Source organism: Pseudomonas sp. TE24901 (assembly GCF_054058375.1).
Genome location: NZ_JBSSAF010000014.1, coordinates 21,123 through 37,434 on the forward strand (window position 1 = coordinate 21,123; position 16,312 = coordinate 37,434).

Below are 16,312 nucleotides of genomic sequence, written 5' to 3' on the forward strand. Positions count from 1 at the left end.
GCGAATCGAAGAATGATACAGATCAGTGCCCTGCCCGCCTTCACCGATAACTACATCTGGTTGTTACAAGACCCTCAAAGCCAACGCTGCGCGGTGGTCGACCCAGGCGATGCTGCGCCCGTGCTGGCCTGGCTCGGGCAAAACCCGCAATGGACCCTCAGCGACATCCTGATCACCCACCATCACCACGACCATGTCGGCGGTGTCGAACAGCTCAAACAGCTGACCGGCGCCAAGGTCTACGGCCCGGCGAACGAGAAGATCCCGGGGCGAGACGTGGCCTTGCAAGACAACGACCGTGTCAGCGTACTGGGTTGGGACTTCGACGTTTATAGCGTACCCGGCCACACCCTCGGCCATATCGCCTTTTATCACTACGGCGTGTTGTTCTGCGGTGACACCCTGTTTGCCGCCGGTTGCGGCCGCCTGTTCGAAGGCACGCCAGAACAGATGCACACCTCCCTGGAACGCCTGGCGGCCCTGCCCGCCGACACCCTGGTGTACTGCACCCACGAATACACACAAAGCAACCTGAGGTTCGCCCAGGCCGTGGAACCGGACAACGCCGACATCGCCGAACGGGTGGAGAACGTCAATCAACTCAGGGCGCGCGGCGAGATGACGCTGCCGTCCAACCTGGCCCTGGAAAAACGTACTAACCCTTTCCTGCGTACCACTGAAACATCCGTTAAACAAAAAGCGGACGAACGGAATGGCCGCGACAACCGCGCTGGGGCCGAGGTGTTTGCTAGCTTGAGGGCTTGGAAAGATAAGTTCTAATGGATCGCAATCTGATACGTATTTTCTGAATGGTTGACCGGAACCCAAGCGCTTTCTAGAATCGCCCGACATTTTTGCCCGGAACTTACTTCCAGCCAATGTCGTCATCTATTCGTAAATCCATTTCTTCAGACGCATTGACCCGCCTGGCTCAAGCTGTGGCGGTGGCTGTGTCCGCGACTCTGGCGGGCTGCCAATCGACAAATTTCGCTGCACAATCCACCGTGCAACCCAAACCGAATCTTGCTGCCAAGATCAAGCAAAAACCTATTTGGCTATCAGAGAAGCCCAGCCCCGAAGTGCCCCAGGACGTCTGGGAACGCATGCGACGGGGCTTTCAATTGCAGGACGGCCTGGGTGTCAACCCGCGCATCGAGCAACAGCGCTTGTGGTTCGCCAGCAACCCTTCCTTCCTGGAGAACGCCGGAGAACGCGGCAGCCTCTACATTCATTACATCGTCGAACGCCTTGAAGAACGCAACATGCCGCTGGAACTGGCGCTGCTGCCCGTGATTGAAAGCGCCTACAACCCAATGGCCTATTCGCGCAGCGATGCGGTCGGCTTGTGGCAGTTCATTCCTTCCACCGGGCGTTACTTCAACCTGCGCCAGACCCGCGCCTACGACGGCCGCCGCGACATCACCGCCTCCACCACCGCCGCCCTGGACTACCTGACCCGCCTGCACGACATGTTCAACGGCGACTGGTTGCTGGCGCTGGCCGCCTACAACGCCGGTGAAGGTACGGTGAGCCGGGCGATAGAGCGCAACGAGAAGCTCGGCCTGCCGACCGACTACTGGAACCTGCCCCTGCCCCAGGAAACCAAGGACTACGTGCCCAAGTTCCTGGCGCTGTCCCAGGTGGTGCTGGCCCCCGAGGCCTACGGCGTCAACCTGAGCCCGATCGCCAACCAGCCGTATTTCGAAGTGGTCGAGGTCAAGCAGAGCATGGACCTGTCCCGGGTCGCCGCGCTGGCCGAGATCGACGAAGACGAACTGTTCCAGCTCAACCCCGCATTGAAGCAACGCACCACCCTGGACGGCCCCCAGCATTTGCTGGTGCCAAGCTCCAAGGCGCAGCTGCTCACCAGCACCCTGTCGACGATGAAGCCCGAAGAATTGCTGGCGATGCGTCCGAAGAAGCAGGTGTTCGACGAAGTCGAGACTGCACGTGTTGCCGGGCGTTCACGCAGCTACAAGGTGCGCAGCGGCGACAACCTCACGCTGATCGCCAAGGCCAACAAGGTCGACGTGCATGACCTGCAACGCTGGAACAAGCTCAACGGCCAGGCCCTCAAGGTCGGCCAGACCCTGGTGATGCAGGACACCCGCAAGCTGGTGGCCAAGGCCGACAGCAAGAAGCCGGTGCAATACAAGGTCAAGAAAGGTGACTCGCTGTACATCGTCGCCAAGCGCTTCAACGTCGAGATGCAACATCTCAAGCGCTGGAACCCGCGCACTGGCCAGGCGCTGAAGCCGGGGCAGATGTTGGTGGTGTCCGGGCCTCGCTGAAGCCTGAAGCACACCGCGGGCTAATGTGGGAGCGGGCTTGCTCGCGAATGCAGAGGATCAGTCAATGCAACCAGTGACTGACACACCGTATTCGCGAGCAAGCCCGCTCCCACATTGGATCCCCAGTGCTCTCGGCACGCTTTTTCCAACCGGAACAAGCTGTTACTGTACCGATCATAAAGCCCAAGCCGCCTGGATCGGATCTCTGACTTGAAGCGTCCCCTCCTTCTTCTAATAAGTCTGGCCTTGAGCTTTGCTGCGAACGCGACGATTACCGAGAGCCACGGTTACACGCAGTTCGGCAGGCTCAAGTACCCGGCCAAATTCACCCACTTCGATTGGGTAAACCCTGCAGCGCCGAAAGGCGGGACATTGCGGGTCATGGCGTTTGGCACGTTCGACACACTCAACCCCTACACCTTCAAGGGCTCAAGCCCGGTTTCCACCCCCAATTTCCTGCAGTACGGCGTCAATGAGCTCAATGAGCCGTTGATGGTCGGCACCGGCCAGTACGCGCCGTCCGGTGATGAGCCCACCTCCAGCTATGGGCTGATTGCGCAGTCGGTGGAGTACAGCGAAGACCGCAGCTGGGTGGTGTTCAACCTGCGCCCGGAAGCCCGCTTCCATGATGGCAAGCCGATCACCGCCTACGACGTGGCGTTTTCCTATCGCACACTGCTCACCGAAGGCCACCCGCAGTACCGCACCAACCTGCAGGAAGTCGCCCGGGTCGATATTCTCAACCGCCACCGTATCCGTTTTGTGTTCAAGCGCGCCGGCAACCCGTTGCTGATCCTGCGCCTGGGCGAGCTGCCGGTACTGCCCCAGCACTACTGGAAAAACCGCGACTTCAAGGCCACCACCTTTGAACCTCCATTGGGCAGCGGCCCGTACCGCATCACCAAGGTAACGCCGGGCCGGCAACTGGTGTTCGAGCGGGTCAAGGACTACTGGGGCAAGGACTTGCCAGTCAACCAGGGCTTCTACAACTACGACAAGGTCGAGGTGGAGTTCTACCGCGACAGCGACGTGGCCTTCGAAGCCTTCAAGGCCGGCGAGTTCGACATCTATATCGAGCACCAGGCGAAGAACTGGGCCACCGGCTACAACTTCCCGGCGGTCAACCGGGGCGACGTGATCAAGGCGCAGATCGCCCACCAGATCCCGACCCAGAGCCAGGGCTTGTTCATGAATACGCGGCGGCCCACGTTCAGCCAGACCAAAGTGCGCGAAGCCCTGGGGCTGATGTTCGACTTCGAATGGACCAACCGCACCCTGTTCAGCAGCGCCTACAAACGCACCTTGAGTTACTACCCCAACAGCGAATTCTCGGCGACCGGCGTGCCGGTGGGTCACGAGTGGCTGATGCTGTCGCCCTACCGCGACCAGTTGCCGGCCAACCTGTTCACCCAACCCTTCAGCCTGCCGCAGACCGACGGCCGTGGCATCCCGCGCGAGACCATGCGCCGCGCCCTGGCCCTGCTCGGCGAAGCCGGCTGGAAACTGTCGGGCCAGCGCCTGCTCAACAGTGACGGCCAGCCGTTGCGTTTCGAGATCCTGCTGGTGAACCCGAACCTGGAGCGCATCCTGCAGCCCTACGTCGAAAACCTGATCAGCATCGGCATCGACGCCCGCCTGCGCACCGTTGACCGGGCGCAATACAAACAGCGCCTGGATCAGTTCGACTTCGACATGATCCTGATCACCCTCAACCAGACCCTGAGCCCCGGCCTTGAACAGTGGCAGTACTTCCACTCCAGCCAGGCGGCCATCAAGGGCAGCAAGAACTACGCAGGCATCGCCAACCCGGTGGTCGATCACCTGCTGGAGCAACTGCTGGCCGCACAGACCCGCGAAGAGCAATTGGCCGCTGGCCGAGCCCTCGACCGGGTGCTGCTGTGGCAGCACTACAGTATTCCCAACTGGTATCTCAACTATCATCGCTTGGCGTACCGCAACCGGTTCGCCTTTGTCACCACACCGCCCTACAGCCTGGGCCTGAGCGCGTGGTGGCTGAAAGCTTCGGAGAAAGCCCAATGATGTTTTTGCGTACTGCTCTGCTCTCCAGCCTGTTGCTGAGTGCCGTGGCCCATGCCGCACCGCAACATGCGCTGACGCTGTACAACGAACCGCCGAAATACCCCGCCGACTTCAAACACTTCGACTACGTGAACCCCGATGCGCCCAAGGGCGGCACCTTCCGCGAATCGAGCATGGGCGGCTTCGACAGCCTCAACCCCTATATCAGTAAAGGTGTGCCCGCCGACAACGTGCCGCTGATCTACGACACCCTGGCCATGCAGAGCCTGGACGAGCCAATCACCGAGTACGGCCTGGTGGCCGGCAAGATCGAAAAGGCCCCGGACAACAGCTGGGTACGCTTCTACCTGCGCCCCGAAGCACGCTTTCATGATGGCCACCCGATCCGCGCCGAAGACGTGATTTTCACCTTCCAGACGTTGATGAAAGAAGGTTCGCCGATCTACCGCACCTACTACGCCGACATCGACGAAGTAGTGGCCGAAGACCCGTTGCGCGTGCTGTTCAAGTTCAAGCGCACCAACAACCGCGAATTGCCGCTGATCCTCGGGCAATTGCCGGTATTGCCCAAACACTGGTGGGCCACCCGCGATTTCTCCAAGGGCAACCTGGAAATCCCATTGGGCAGCGGGCCGTACAAGGTGGCCGAGGTCAAGCCCGGGCGCATGGTGCGCTACGAGCGGGTCAAGGATTACTGGGCCAAGGACCTGCCGATCACCCGGGGCTTCTACAACTTCGACAATCGCATCACCGACTACTATCGCGACAGCACCGTCGCCCTGGAAGCCTTGAAGGCCGGGCAGTTCGACTACTGGCTGGAGTTCAGCGCGAAGAACTGGGCCAATGCCTACAACATCCCGGCCGTGGCCCAGGGGCGCCTGATCAAGGAAGAAATCCCCAACGGCAACCCCACCGGTATGCAGGGCTTCGTGTTCAACACGCGCAAGCCGATGTTCCAGGACGTGCGCGTGCGCAAGGCGATCAGCCTGCTGCTGGATTTCGAGTGGAGCAACAAGCAGCTGTTCAACGGCGCCTACACGCGTACGCGCAGTTACTTTGAAAACTCGGAGATGGCCGCCACCGGCCTGCCCGGCCCGGATGAGCTGAAAATCCTCGAACCGCTGCGCGGCAAGGTCCCCGAAGAAGTCTTCACCCAGGCGTTCGAACCGTCCAAAACCGACGGCAGCGGCATGATCCGCACCCAGCAACGCGAGGCCTACCAACTGCTGCAAGAGGCCGGCTGGCGCATCGTCGATGACAAGATGGTCGACACCACGGGCAAGCCGGTGACCATCGAATTCCTGCTGGCCCAGACCGAGTTCGAACGCATCCTGCTGCCGTTCAAGCGCAACCTGGCTGACCTGGGCATCGACCTGGTGATCCGTCGGGTGGACGTCTCGCAGTTCATCAACCGCATTCGCTCGCGGGACTTCGACATGCTGGTGGGCAGCTTCCCGCAGTCCACCTCGCCGGGTAATGAACAGCGCGAATTCTGGTCGTCTTCCAGTGCCGACAAACCTGGCAGCCGCAACTACATGGGCCTCAAGGACCCGGCCGTCGACCAGTTGGTCGAAGAGCTGATCGATGCCGACTCGCGCAAGAGCCTGGTCGCCCACGCCAAGGCGCTGGATCGCGTGCTGCAGTTCGGCTACTACGTGATCCCCAACTGGCACATCAAGACCTTCCGCGTGGCGTATTGGGACCACCTCGGCCACCCCAAGGTCTCGCCGCGTTATGACGTAGGCACCGCCACCTGGTGGGCCAAACCGGACGCCAAGCCGGCGGTCACCCTGGACACGACCCAAAGCGCCGATCCGGCGAGTGGAGGCGATTAAATGCTGGCCTATATCATTCGCCGCCTGTTGCTGATCATCCCCACGCTGTTCGGGATCCTGCTGATCAACTTCATCATCATCCAGGCCGCCCCCGGTGGGCCGGTGGAACAGATGATCGCCAAGCTCGAAGGTTTTGAAGGCGCCACCAGCCGCATTGCCGGCGGCGGTGCCGAGGTGTCGGTGGCCGGCTCCAGCTACCGCGGCGCCCAGGGCCTGGACCCGGCCCTGATCAAAGAAATCGAGAAGATGTACGGCTTCGACAAATCGGCGCCGGAACGCCTGTGGATCATGGTCAAGAACTACGCCCGGCTGGACTTTGGCGACAGTTTCTTCCGCGACGCCAAGGTCATCGACCTGATCAAGGAAAAGATGCCGGTGTCCATCTCCCTCGGGCTCTGGAGCACGCTGATCATGTACCTGGTGTCGATCCCCCTGGGGATCGCCAAGGCCACGCGACACGGCAGCCACTTCGATGTGTGGACCAGTTCGGCGATCATCGTCGGCTATGCGATCCCGGCGTTCCTGTTCGCGATCCTTCTGATCGTGGTGTTTGCCGGAGGCAGTTATTTCGACTGGTTCCCGTTACGCGGGCTCACCTCCAACAACTTCGACGAACTGAGCTGGGGCGGCAAGATCCTCGATTACTTCTGGCACCTGGCGCTGCCGATCACAGCCCTGGTGATCGGCAACTTCGCCACCATGACGCTGCTGACCAAGAACAGCTTTCTCGACGAGATCAACAAGCAATACGTGATCACCGCCAAGGCCAAGGGCCTGACCAACCATCGCGTGCTCTACGGCCATGTGTTCCGTAACGCGATGCTGCTGGTGATCGCCGGTTTCCCTTCGGCCTTCATCGGCATCTTCTTCACCGGCTCGTTGCTGGTGGAGGTGATCTTCTCCCTCGACGGCCTGGGCCTGATGAGCTTTGAAGCGGCGATCAACCGCGACTACCCGATTGTGTTCGGCACGCTGTTTATCTTCACCCTGCTGGGGCTGATCGTGAAACTGATCGGCGACCTCACCTACACCCTGGTCGATCCGCGTATCGACTTTGCCAGCCGGGAGCATTGAGATGAACCTGTCCCCCCTCAATCGCCGTCGGTTCGAGCGGTTCAAGGCCAACAAGCGTGGCTGGTGGTCGTTGTGGCTGTTCCTGATTCTGTTTGTGCTCAGCCTGGGCGCGGAGTTGATCGCCAACGACAAGCCCCTGGCGGTGCACTTCGATGGCGACTGGTACTTCCCGGCGCTCAAGCGCTACCCGGAAACCACCTTTGGCGGCGAGTTCCCGCTGGAGGCCAACTACAAGAGCCCGTACATCCAGGAACTGCTAAAAGCCAAGGACGCCTGGACCCTGTGGGCGCCGATCCCGTTCAGCTACCAGAGCATCAACTACGACCTCAAGGTGCCGGCGCCTGCGCCGCCGTCTTCTGTGAACCTGCTGGGCACCGATGACCAGGGGCGCGATGTACTGGCGCGGGTCATCTATGGCTTCCGGGTGTCGGTGCTGTTTGCCCTGACGCTCACGGTGCTCAGCTCCATCATTGGCGTGATCGCCGGGGCCTTGCAGGGTTTTTATGGCGGCTGGGTCGATCTGGCCGGGCAGCGCTTCCTGGAGATCTGGTCCGGCCTGCCGGTGCTGTACCTGCTGATCATCCTCGCCAGTTTCGTGCAGCCCAACTTCTGGTGGCTGCTGGGGATCATGCTGCTGTTCTCGTGGATGAGCCTGGTGGACGTGGTGCGCGCCGAGTTCCTGCGCGGTCGCAACCTGGAATACGTGCGCGCGGCCAGGGCCTTGGGCATGCAGAACGGCGCGATCATGTTCCGCCATATCCTGCCCAACGCGATGGTCTCGACCATGACCTTCATGCCCTTCATTCTCACCGGCGCCATCGGCACCCTCACCGCGCTGGACTTCCTCGGCTTCGGCTTGCCGGCCGGTTCGCCGTCCTTGGGCGAGTTGGTGGCCCAGGGCAAATCCAACCTGCAAGCGCCGTGGCTGGGCATGAGTGCCTTTGCCGTGCTGGCGATCATGTTGAGTTTGCTGGTGTTTATCGGCGAGTCTGCTCGCGATGCCTTCGACCCGAGGAAATGAGATGAATCAGGACAATCTGATCGAAGTCCGCGACCTCAGCGTCGAGTTTGTCACCGGCGATCACCACCACCGCGTGGTGAACAACGTCAGCTTCGATATCAAGCGCGGCGAAACCCTGGCGCTGGTGGGTGAAAGCGGCTCGGGCAAATCGGTGACGGCCCACTCGATCCTGCGCCTGCTGCCCTACCCGCTGGCGCGGCATCCGTCGGGCAGCATCGAGTATTCCGGCCAGGACCTGCTGACCCTCAAAGAGAAAACCATCCGCCATATTCGCGGCAACCGCATCGCGATGATCTTCCAGGAGCCGATGACCTCGTTGAACCCGCTGCACTCCATCGAGAAGCAGATCAACGAAGTGCTGGGCCTGCACAAAGGCCTGCAGGGCAAGGTCGCCACCCGGCGCACCCTGGAACTGCTGGAACTGGTGGGGATTCCCGAGCCGCATAAGCGCCTCAAGGCCCTGCCCCACGAATTGTCCGGCGGCCAGCGCCAGCGCGTGATGATTGCCATGGCCCTGGCCAACGAGCCGGAGCTGCTGATTGCGGATGAGCCCACCACCGCCCTCGACGTGACCGTGCAGCTGAAGATTCTTGAACTGCTCAAGGAATTGCAGGCGCGCCTGGGCATGGCACTGCTGCTGATCAGCCATGACCTGAACCTGGTGCGGCGTATTGCCCACCGCGTGTGTGTGATGCAGAAGGGTTGCATCGTCGAGCAGGCCGATTGCGAGACGCTGTTCCAGTCGCCACAGCACCCTTATACCCAGGAACTGCTGGCGGCGGAACCGAGCGGTGGCCCGGCGACCAATGAGGTCGGCCCGCCGTTGCTTGAAGTGGATGACTTGAAGGTCTGGTTCCCGATCAAGAAGGGCTTTCTGCGCAACACCGTCGATTACGTCAAGGCCGTGGACGGCATCAACTTCAGCCTGCCCCAGGGCCAGACCCTGGGCATCGTCGGCGAGAGCGGCTCGGGCAAATCCACCCTGGGCCTGGCAATTCTGCGGTTGATCGGCAGCAAGGGTGGTATTCGTTTTGAAGGCCAACCACTGGACCAGCTCAACCAGCAACAGGTGCGCCCGCTGCGCCGGGAAATGCAGGTGGTGTTCCAGGACCCGTTCGGCAGCCTGAGCCCGCGCATGTGCGTCAGCGAGATCGTCGGCGAAGGCCTGCGCATCCACAAGATGGGCACCCCGGCCGAGCAGGAAGCGGCGATCATCGCCGCGCTCAAGGAAGTGGGCCTGGACCCGGACGCCCGCCACCGCTACCCCCACGAGTTCTCCGGTGGCCAACGCCAACGCATCGCCATCGCCCGCGCCTTGGTGCTCAAGCCGCGCCTGATTCTGCTGGACGAGCCCACCTCGGCCCTGGACCGCACGGTGCAACGCCAGGTGGTGGAATTGCTGCGTAGCTTGCAGGCCAAGTACAACCTGACCTACCTGTTCATCAGCCATGACCTGGCGGTGGTCAAGGCGCTGAGTCATCAGCTGATGGTGGTCAAACATGGGCAGGTAGTGGAACAAGGCGATGCCCAGGCGATCTTCGCCGCACCGCAGCATGGCTATACGCGGCAGTTGCTGGAAGCGGCGTTCCTGGTGCCTCGCTCATGACCGCCGCGACGGCACCGCTGTTCTGGCGTGACCCGGCGTTGGCGTTTATCGAAGCGCGCACGATCGCTGACGGGCGCAAGGTGACTTACACCCGCCATTCCCACGAGCATTTTTCCATCGGCGCCGTGACCACGGGGTGCAGCTACTACCATTACGGCGCGCAGACGTTCGAGATCAGCGCTGGCACCGTGGTGCTGATGAACCCAGGCGATGTACATGCCTGCAACCCCATCCATGACCAGCATTGGTCTTATCAGATGCTGTACATCGACACCCTCTGGCTGACTGACCTGCAGCACCAATTGGGTTTCAGCACGGATCAGGGCTACCGCCCCTTCAATACGCCTTATACCCGCGACGCGATGTTGTACGCGGGCCTGCTGGCGTTGTACCGGATACTGGTGGATGAGCGCGCTGAACCTCTGCAAAAGCAAAGCGCATTGGTGAGTTATTTCACTGAAGTGCAGCAGCGACTGAACCCGGTCGATACGCCGTTGCGTGAGGTCAATGGCAAGCTGGAGCGCGCGGCCGACTACATCCGCGAGCACTGCACTCAGGCCCTGAAGCTGGGAGACATTTGCCTGGCGGCCGAGCTGTCGCCCTCCTACCTGATCCGTGCCTTCAAGCAGTATTACGGGCTGACGCCCCATGCGTTCCTGGTGAACCTGCGCATCCAGTTTGCCCGCGCCCAATTGCGTCAGGGCGAGTTGATCGCCGATGTGGCGCTGGCCGCAGGGTTTGCCGACCAGGCGCATTTCCAACGGGCCTTCAAACAGCATTGTGCGGCCACGCCCGGGCAATACCGTGACGTGCTCAAGCCATCAGCAAATACCCCACACTGGCCACCAGCAACGCCGCCATTGAGCGGTTGAACAGGCGCATGCCCTGAGGGTTGCTCAAGTAGCGACGCAGAAAGGTCCCGGCATAGGCCCAGCACGCCACCGACAGGTAACAGATCACCAGGTAGAGCGCCGCAAACAGCCACACCTGCCGCGCATCGCCATCGGCCACAAACAAGCCCATCCCCGCCACACAGGCCAGCCACGCCTTGGGGTTGAGCCATTGCATGATCGCGCCATACAGCATCGACGGCGCCGTGGCCGTGCCGTCGGCGTCCAGCCGGCCATCGTCCGCCGCGAGCTTCCACGCCATGTACAGCAAAAAGGCCACCCCGCCCCACTGGATCAATTGCGTCAGGATCGGCCAACGCACCAGCACTTCGTGCAACCCCAGGCCAATCAGCACCAGTAGCACCGTGAAGCCGCTGGCGGCACCGAACACGTGCTTCTGGCTGGCGACGAAGCCAAAGCGCGCCCCCGAACTCAGCGCAACCACATTCACCGGGCCCGGCGTGATAGACGTGGCCAGGGCAAAAGCGGCCATGGAAAGAAGAGCGCTCATTGCAGTTCCTTTTAGTCGACGAGTCACGAGGGGACACGGTAAAGGGCCGGCTTCGCGGGGTATTGAAGAAAATAACCCTCTGTGAATTATTTTGTATACGACTGTAGACTTATACTGATTTCAGCCCTAGAGTCAGCCTCACTTCGTTCACACAAGCGGGAGAAAAGTGATGGCTGAGACCGTTCTGGTCACCGGTGGTACGGGCTACATCGCCGGCTGGTGCCTGGCAGGCCTGTTGCAACAGGGTTATCAGGTGCGCACCAGTTTGCGCAGCCCTGACAAAGAGGCTGGGGTGCGCGCCGCGTTGAGTGGCCTGGGTATCGATCATCACCGGCTGACGTTCTTCATCGCCGACCTCACCCGCGATGAAGGCTGGGACGCTGCCATGATCGGCTGTGATTACGTACTGCACGTGGCCTCGCCCCTGGGCCTGGACGCGCCGCAACACCTGGACGACATGGTTGCCCCGGCACGGGACGGCACTTTGCGCATCCTGCGTGCCGCCACCGGGGCCGGCGTGCGCCGGGTGGTGATGACCAGCGCCGCCACCGTCGCCACCCCGCCGCTGCAAAGCCCCGACAGCCTGAGCGACGAGACGGTGTGGTTCGACCCCGCTGAAACCAACGTCACCCCTTACCGCCACGCCAAGCGCCAAGCCGAGCGGGCGGCCTGGGACTTCATGGCTAGGCATGAAGGCCCGACGACCTTGACCACCGTGTTGCCCGGTGCGGTCTTCGGGCCGATCATGAGCCGCGATACCCTGGGTTCGGTGCAAGTCATCGCGCGCCTGCTGCAAGGCCGCGCCAAGGGCAACCCGCGCCTGGGCTTCGAAGTGGTGGATGTGCGTGACCTGGCCGACCTACATATCCGCGCCATGACCGCCCCCGCCGCTGCGGGCCAACGGCTCCTAGCCGTTGGCAGGTTCATGTGGATGGCCGAGATTTCCCAGGTGCTGCGCGACCGGTTGGGTGACGCCGCGCACAAAGTGCCCACGCGCACTATTCCCGACTGGCTGCTGCGCCTATTGGCGCGCTTCGACCCCCTGCTGCGTGGCCTCACCCCCAACCTTGGCCGCGCCCACCGCCACAGCGCGGAAAAAGCCCGCCTGCTGTTGGGCTGGCAAGCGCGCCCGGCCGAGGACACATTGATCGATTGTGCCACTGGCCTGATCGACCACAAGGCGCTTTAGACGCTTTTATTCCATTGATATAGCTGAATTTTTTTCTTTCAGCCGACGACTTCCGATAGGCAAAAATGCGTTTTTGCCGATCAGCGGCGGTGCTAGAGTTCAGCGCCTACTCACTGCAAAAAGGAACCGCCATGTCACGCCGTCTACTGGCAGCCGCCTGCCTGTTGCTGTCTTTCTCCGCGGCTCAGGCCGCTGAACGCTGGGAAACCCTGCCGCCGACACCCGCCCCCGTGGCCGGCGCAAAAACCGGCTATGCCCCGGTCAATGGCATCAAGGTCTACTACACCCGCACCGGCCACGGTTCGCCGGTGGTGTTGCTGCACGGCGGCCTGTCCAACTCGGATTACTGGGGCAACCAGGTCAAGGCCCTGTCGGCCAAGCACGAAGTGATCAGCATCGACAGCCGTGGCCACGGGCGCAGCTCACGCAATGAACAGCCGTACGGCTATGACCTGATGGCCGACGATGTGGTGGCCGTGCTGGACAACCTGAAAATCCCGCGTGCCGACATCGTCGGCTGGAGCGACGGCGCAATCATCGGCATCGACCTGGCCCTGCGTCATCCGGACCGCATCGGCAAGGTCTTTGCGTTTGCCGCCAACACCCAGACCGCCGGCGTAAAAGACGCCGTGGAGAAAAACCCGACCTTTGCCGCCTTTATCGAACGCGCCGGCAAGGAGTACGCCAAGCTGTCGCCAACGCCGAAAGAGTACGACGCGTTCGTCGAGCAGATCAGCCACATGTGGGCCAGCCAACCGAACTGGACCGACGCACAACTGGCGAGCATCAAGACGCCGATCCTGATCGCCGATGGCGACCATGACGAAGCGATCAAGCGCGAGCACACCGAGTACATGGCCGCGACCATCCCCGGTGCCGGCCTGCTGATTCTGCCCAACACCAGCCACTTTGCCTTCTTGCAGGACCCGGCGTTGTTCAATGCCGCGGTATTGGGCTTCCTCGACAGCAAATAGACCCTGTACCCTGTGGGCGCGCACGACCTGCGCGCCCACAGCCCCCAGTCATGTCAGGACGCCCATGCCCAACCCCACTCCACGACGGCGCAATGCCGCCGCCACCCGCGATGCCATCCTGTTATCAGCGCGCAAGGCCTTTGCCCAATCCGGCTACGACGGCGCCGGCGTGCGTGAAATCGCGGCCGGTGCGGGCGTGACGGCGATGCTGGTCAACCGTTACTTCGGCTCCAAGGAACAGCTGTTTGCCGAGGTGATCGCCGACACCATGGCCAGCCCGATCATCCTCACCGAAAGCAACCTCAGCGCGGAAAACCTCGGCCGCACGATCGCCACGGCACTGGTCAGCATCACCGAAGCCGGCAGCACACCGCTGGAAGGTTTCCTGATCATGCTGCATTCGGCGTCGAGCAAACGCGCCGCCGTGATCGGTCGCGAACAAGTGGAAAAAGGCCATCAGGCAACCATGGCCGCCGCGCTCAAGGGCGCGCACCACGAAGAACGTGCGGCCCTGGTGATGGCACTGGTCTCGGGCTTTCAGGTGATGCGCCAGATGCTCGAACTGTCGGCGCTGGCCAAGGCTGATCCGCAGGTGCTGATCGATCTGTTGACGCCCCTGTTCCAGCAACTGGTGGACGGCTGAGCGCGCTTATTTCACAAACAACTCGCGGTCCCGGGCCTTGACGTGGCCGGGGCTGTAATACGCATCGAACCAGGTCTTTTGCCCTGCAGCGGGCGGTTTGGCCAGGCGCAACGTTTGCAGCGCGCCGGGCTTGCTCGCATTGACCCGGAAGTGGAAGTGATCGAACAGGCGCAGCGCCTCGATCGCATACACCACGGCGATCTTGCGGTCTTCGATGCGGATCAGGTGGTCACCGTTGTTCTTCTCACCGCCGCCCGCCAGGTTGGACGAACCGGTGTACACCGTGGGGTTGGCGCCATTGAAGTCGGTGACCACAAACTTGTTGTGCACCATGTTCCCCGCATTGCCCGACCATTCAGCCTTGAACGGCGCCGGCACGTTGCTGGCCAGGTAACCGAACGGCAGCAAGCCCACCGAGCCATCCGGCTTGCGCACCGCCAGCTTGCCGGTGCGCTGGGCCACGCCGTAGGAGAACAATGAGCGCTGCATCAGCGTGTCCAGGGCGTCACGCACCTTGCCGTTGATCAGGCTCAGAAACACGATGGAGTACAACACCGAACTGGTGGCCTGCTCGATGCTGTTGGCGATGGGGTCCAGGGACAGCGCGCTGTCAGCATGGGGCGCGAAGCACAACGAGACTTTGGAACCCGGTTGATCGCGCACCACCCACCATTGTTGCGAGAGCGGGTGCTTGCGAAAGGTGGTGGGCGCCGACCAATAGGCCTCGAACACTTCGGCAAACTTGCCGGCCACCGTGGCGTCGTCAAACAGCAGCACGTTATTGGCCTGGATGTACAAGCCGCGCAGGGCGAAATTGGTCGAGCCGCCCAACACCCGGATCGCCTCTCCGGCGCGCCGCACGATCAGCACTTTGTTGTGTTGCTGGCTGGAGAAATGCAGGCGCTGGATCTGCGCCCCCGCTGCCGTCAGGCGTGCAGCGCTGAGGCTTTCGCAACTGTCGGCGGCGCCCTGGTCACCGTGGTCGTCGATGATCGCCCGTAAGCGTGGGCCGAGGCCTTCGAGGCGGCGCAGGATATCGGGTTCCTTGCTCTCGTAGATCAGTGCGTCGAGGGTCAGCTCAGGGTCGTTGGCCACTTGATCCAGTACGTTGAGGATCAGCTGCCGCGCTTCGAAACCCAGCCAGGCGTAGTTGCGTTCGAAGGGCGTCATGTCCAGGTCCAGGTAGGCCCGAGGCGCGGAACCTGAGGGCGGCAGGATGCGGGTTTCATTGTTGAAACGATCGCCGTAGGCCTGGGATGAGGCGAACCCTCGGGTAAAGCCGATGTTCACGAAGTCGCTGATGGTTTGCGCTTCCAGGGACACCTGGTTTTCCAGGCTGACACCCTTGGACAACGTGCCGTCTGCGCCCATGTAGCACGCGGTGACGCGGTAGCGGAACACACCGGGCAGGATCTCGCTGGGCACGTGGATCCAGCGGAATTTCTGGAACGGCGCCTCGGTGGACGGAAAGCTGCGCGGCTGCTCCGGGGTGGGCGGGTAGTCGAAGTGCAGGCGGTTGTGCAGCACGCCCCAGTGGTCGGCGCCGGGGTAGCGCACTTCGATGCTGAACCCGACAAAATCCGGCGTCGCCAGGTCCGGCGCCAAATCGAAGGCCAACAGCGCCGCCCCCTCGCCACGGTACAGCTTGAAGGTCAGCCCCTGGAACGTGGTCTTGCTTTCGAAGTCGGCGCTCAAGCGATGTCCTTTGTGCGAAGAGGCGGTGTGTAGAGTCTAGCGCGTGCGCCTGATCAAGCCACTGGTGCCTGGGTAACGATGTCTTCGAGGCCCAGCACGCGACCGTCCTCGGACAGCACCTCCACCTTGCGCAACGGCTTGAGTGAACGCGCGTCCAGTACTCGCCGCCCTACCGTCTCCGGCTGGGTGTGGGTTTCGCCCCATTGCGCCAGGGTCACCAGTACCGGCATCAGTGCGCGGCCTTTGTCGGTCAGTTGGTATTCACTGCGTGCGCCCACTTCGCTGGTTTGCAGCAGGCCTTGCTCGACCATGTCCTTGAGGCGCGTGGCGAGGATGTTTTTCGCTACGCCCAGGCGTTTCTGGAAATCACCGAAGCGCGTCACGCCGGCAAACGCATCGCGGATGATCAGCAGCGTCCACCAATCCCCCACCACATCCAATGCACGGGCGACCGGGCAACCGTCACCTTCCAGGCATTTGCGTTTCATCGTGGGGCCTCCAGGCGGTCAGAAATATTAGGTTGCATTATAGGACCGATGCGCT

At 62.0% G+C, this 16,312-nt stretch carries 14 protein-coding genes; 11 read left to right on the forward strand and 3 right to left on the reverse strand.

Going from position 1 to position 16,312, the window contains the following annotated elements; genetic code table 11:
• The first annotated feature begins 12 nt into the window (after positions 1-12).
• The 8 genes from gloB to ACVWVP_RS24585 all read left to right on the forward strand — a co-directional run bounded on the left by gloB (position 13) and on the right by ACVWVP_RS24585 (position 10,739).
• Positions 13-780, forward strand: coding sequence for a hydroxyacylglutathione hydrolase (gene gloB, locus ACVWVP_RS24550; RefSeq protein ID WP_457408507.1), 768 nt, complete (start codon positions 13-15; stop codon positions 778-780).
• Positions 781-878: 98 nt separating this feature from the next.
• Positions 879-2,291: a transglycosylase SLT domain-containing protein gene (locus ACVWVP_RS24555; protein WP_178923698.1), complete on the forward strand. Its 1,413-nt coding sequence runs from the start codon at positions 879-881 to the stop codon at positions 2,289-2,291.
• Between the two features lie 210 nt (positions 2,292-2,501).
• A complete protein-coding gene (locus tag ACVWVP_RS24560) occupies positions 2,502-4,331 on the forward strand; it encodes an extracellular solute-binding protein (protein ID WP_457408508.1) in 1,830 nt (609 codons plus the stop codon).
• Positions 4,328-6,166, forward strand: a complete 1,839-nt coding sequence (locus ACVWVP_RS24565) for an extracellular solute-binding protein (RefSeq protein WP_457408510.1) — start codon at positions 4,328-4,330, stop codon at positions 6,164-6,166. The genes ACVWVP_RS24560 and ACVWVP_RS24565 overlap by 4 nt, the downstream gene beginning before the upstream one ends.
• Positions 6,167-7,240, forward strand: coding sequence for a microcin C ABC transporter permease YejB (locus ACVWVP_RS24570; protein ID WP_176997811.1), 1,074 nt, complete (start codon positions 6,167-6,169; stop codon positions 7,238-7,240). It begins immediately after the preceding gene.
• Between the two features lies 1 nt (position 7,241).
• Positions 7,242-8,261 (forward strand): ABC transporter permease, encoded by a 1,020-nt coding sequence (locus ACVWVP_RS24575; protein WP_017738565.1) that lies wholly within the window; start codon positions 7,242-7,244, stop codon positions 8,259-8,261.
• A gap of 1 nt (position 8,262) precedes the next feature.
• Entirely contained in the window at positions 8,263-9,867 is a 1,605-nt protein-coding gene (locus ACVWVP_RS24580) for an ABC transporter ATP-binding protein (protein WP_259175626.1), read from the forward strand.
• Entirely contained in the window at positions 9,864-10,739 is an 876-nt protein-coding gene (locus tag ACVWVP_RS24585; RefSeq protein WP_457408514.1) for an AraC family ligand binding domain-containing protein, read from the forward strand. The genes ACVWVP_RS24580 and ACVWVP_RS24585 overlap by 4 nt, the downstream gene beginning before the upstream one ends.
• Here the strand turns inward: ACVWVP_RS24585 and ACVWVP_RS24590 are convergent.
• On the reverse strand, positions 10,681-11,268 hold the full coding sequence (locus tag ACVWVP_RS24590) for a LysE family translocator (RefSeq protein WP_259175623.1): 588 nt from the start codon (positions 11,266-11,268) through the stop codon (positions 10,681-10,683). The genes ACVWVP_RS24585 and ACVWVP_RS24590 overlap by 59 nt on opposite strands.
• Positions 11,269-11,437: 169 nt before the next feature.
• On the opposite strand from ACVWVP_RS24590, the gene ACVWVP_RS24595 reads away from it, so the two are divergent.
• From ACVWVP_RS24595 to ACVWVP_RS24605, 3 genes are all read left to right on the forward strand, one after another.
• A complete protein-coding gene (locus ACVWVP_RS24595; RefSeq protein ID WP_457408516.1) occupies positions 11,438-12,457 on the forward strand; it encodes an NAD-dependent epimerase/dehydratase family protein in 1,020 nt (339 codons plus the stop codon).
• 131 nt (positions 12,458-12,588) lie between these two features.
• Positions 12,589-13,431, forward strand: coding sequence for an alpha/beta fold hydrolase (locus ACVWVP_RS24600; protein ID WP_259175621.1), 843 nt, complete (start codon positions 12,589-12,591; stop codon positions 13,429-13,431).
• Between the two features lie 64 nt (positions 13,432-13,495).
• Positions 13,496-14,074 carry a TetR/AcrR family transcriptional regulator gene (locus ACVWVP_RS24605; RefSeq protein ID WP_178923721.1) on the forward strand — a complete coding sequence of 193 codons (579 nt, stop codon included), beginning with the start codon at positions 13,496-13,498 and terminating at the stop codon, positions 14,072-14,074.
• Positions 14,075-14,080: 6 nt separating this feature from the next.
• Here the strand turns inward: ACVWVP_RS24605 and ACVWVP_RS24610 are convergent, their stop codons facing one another.
• Together ACVWVP_RS24610 and ACVWVP_RS24615 are read right to left on the reverse strand one after the other, a co-directional pair.
• Positions 14,081-15,769: a phospholipase D-like domain-containing protein gene (locus ACVWVP_RS24610; protein ID WP_457408518.1), complete on the reverse strand. Its 1,689-nt coding sequence runs from the start codon at positions 15,767-15,769 to the stop codon at positions 14,081-14,083.
• 53 nt (positions 15,770-15,822) lie between these two features.
• Positions 15,823-16,257: a winged helix-turn-helix transcriptional regulator gene (locus ACVWVP_RS24615; protein ID WP_176997817.1), complete on the reverse strand. Its 435-nt coding sequence runs from the start codon at positions 16,255-16,257 to the stop codon at positions 15,823-15,825.
• Positions 16,258-16,312: the final 55 nt, after the last annotated feature.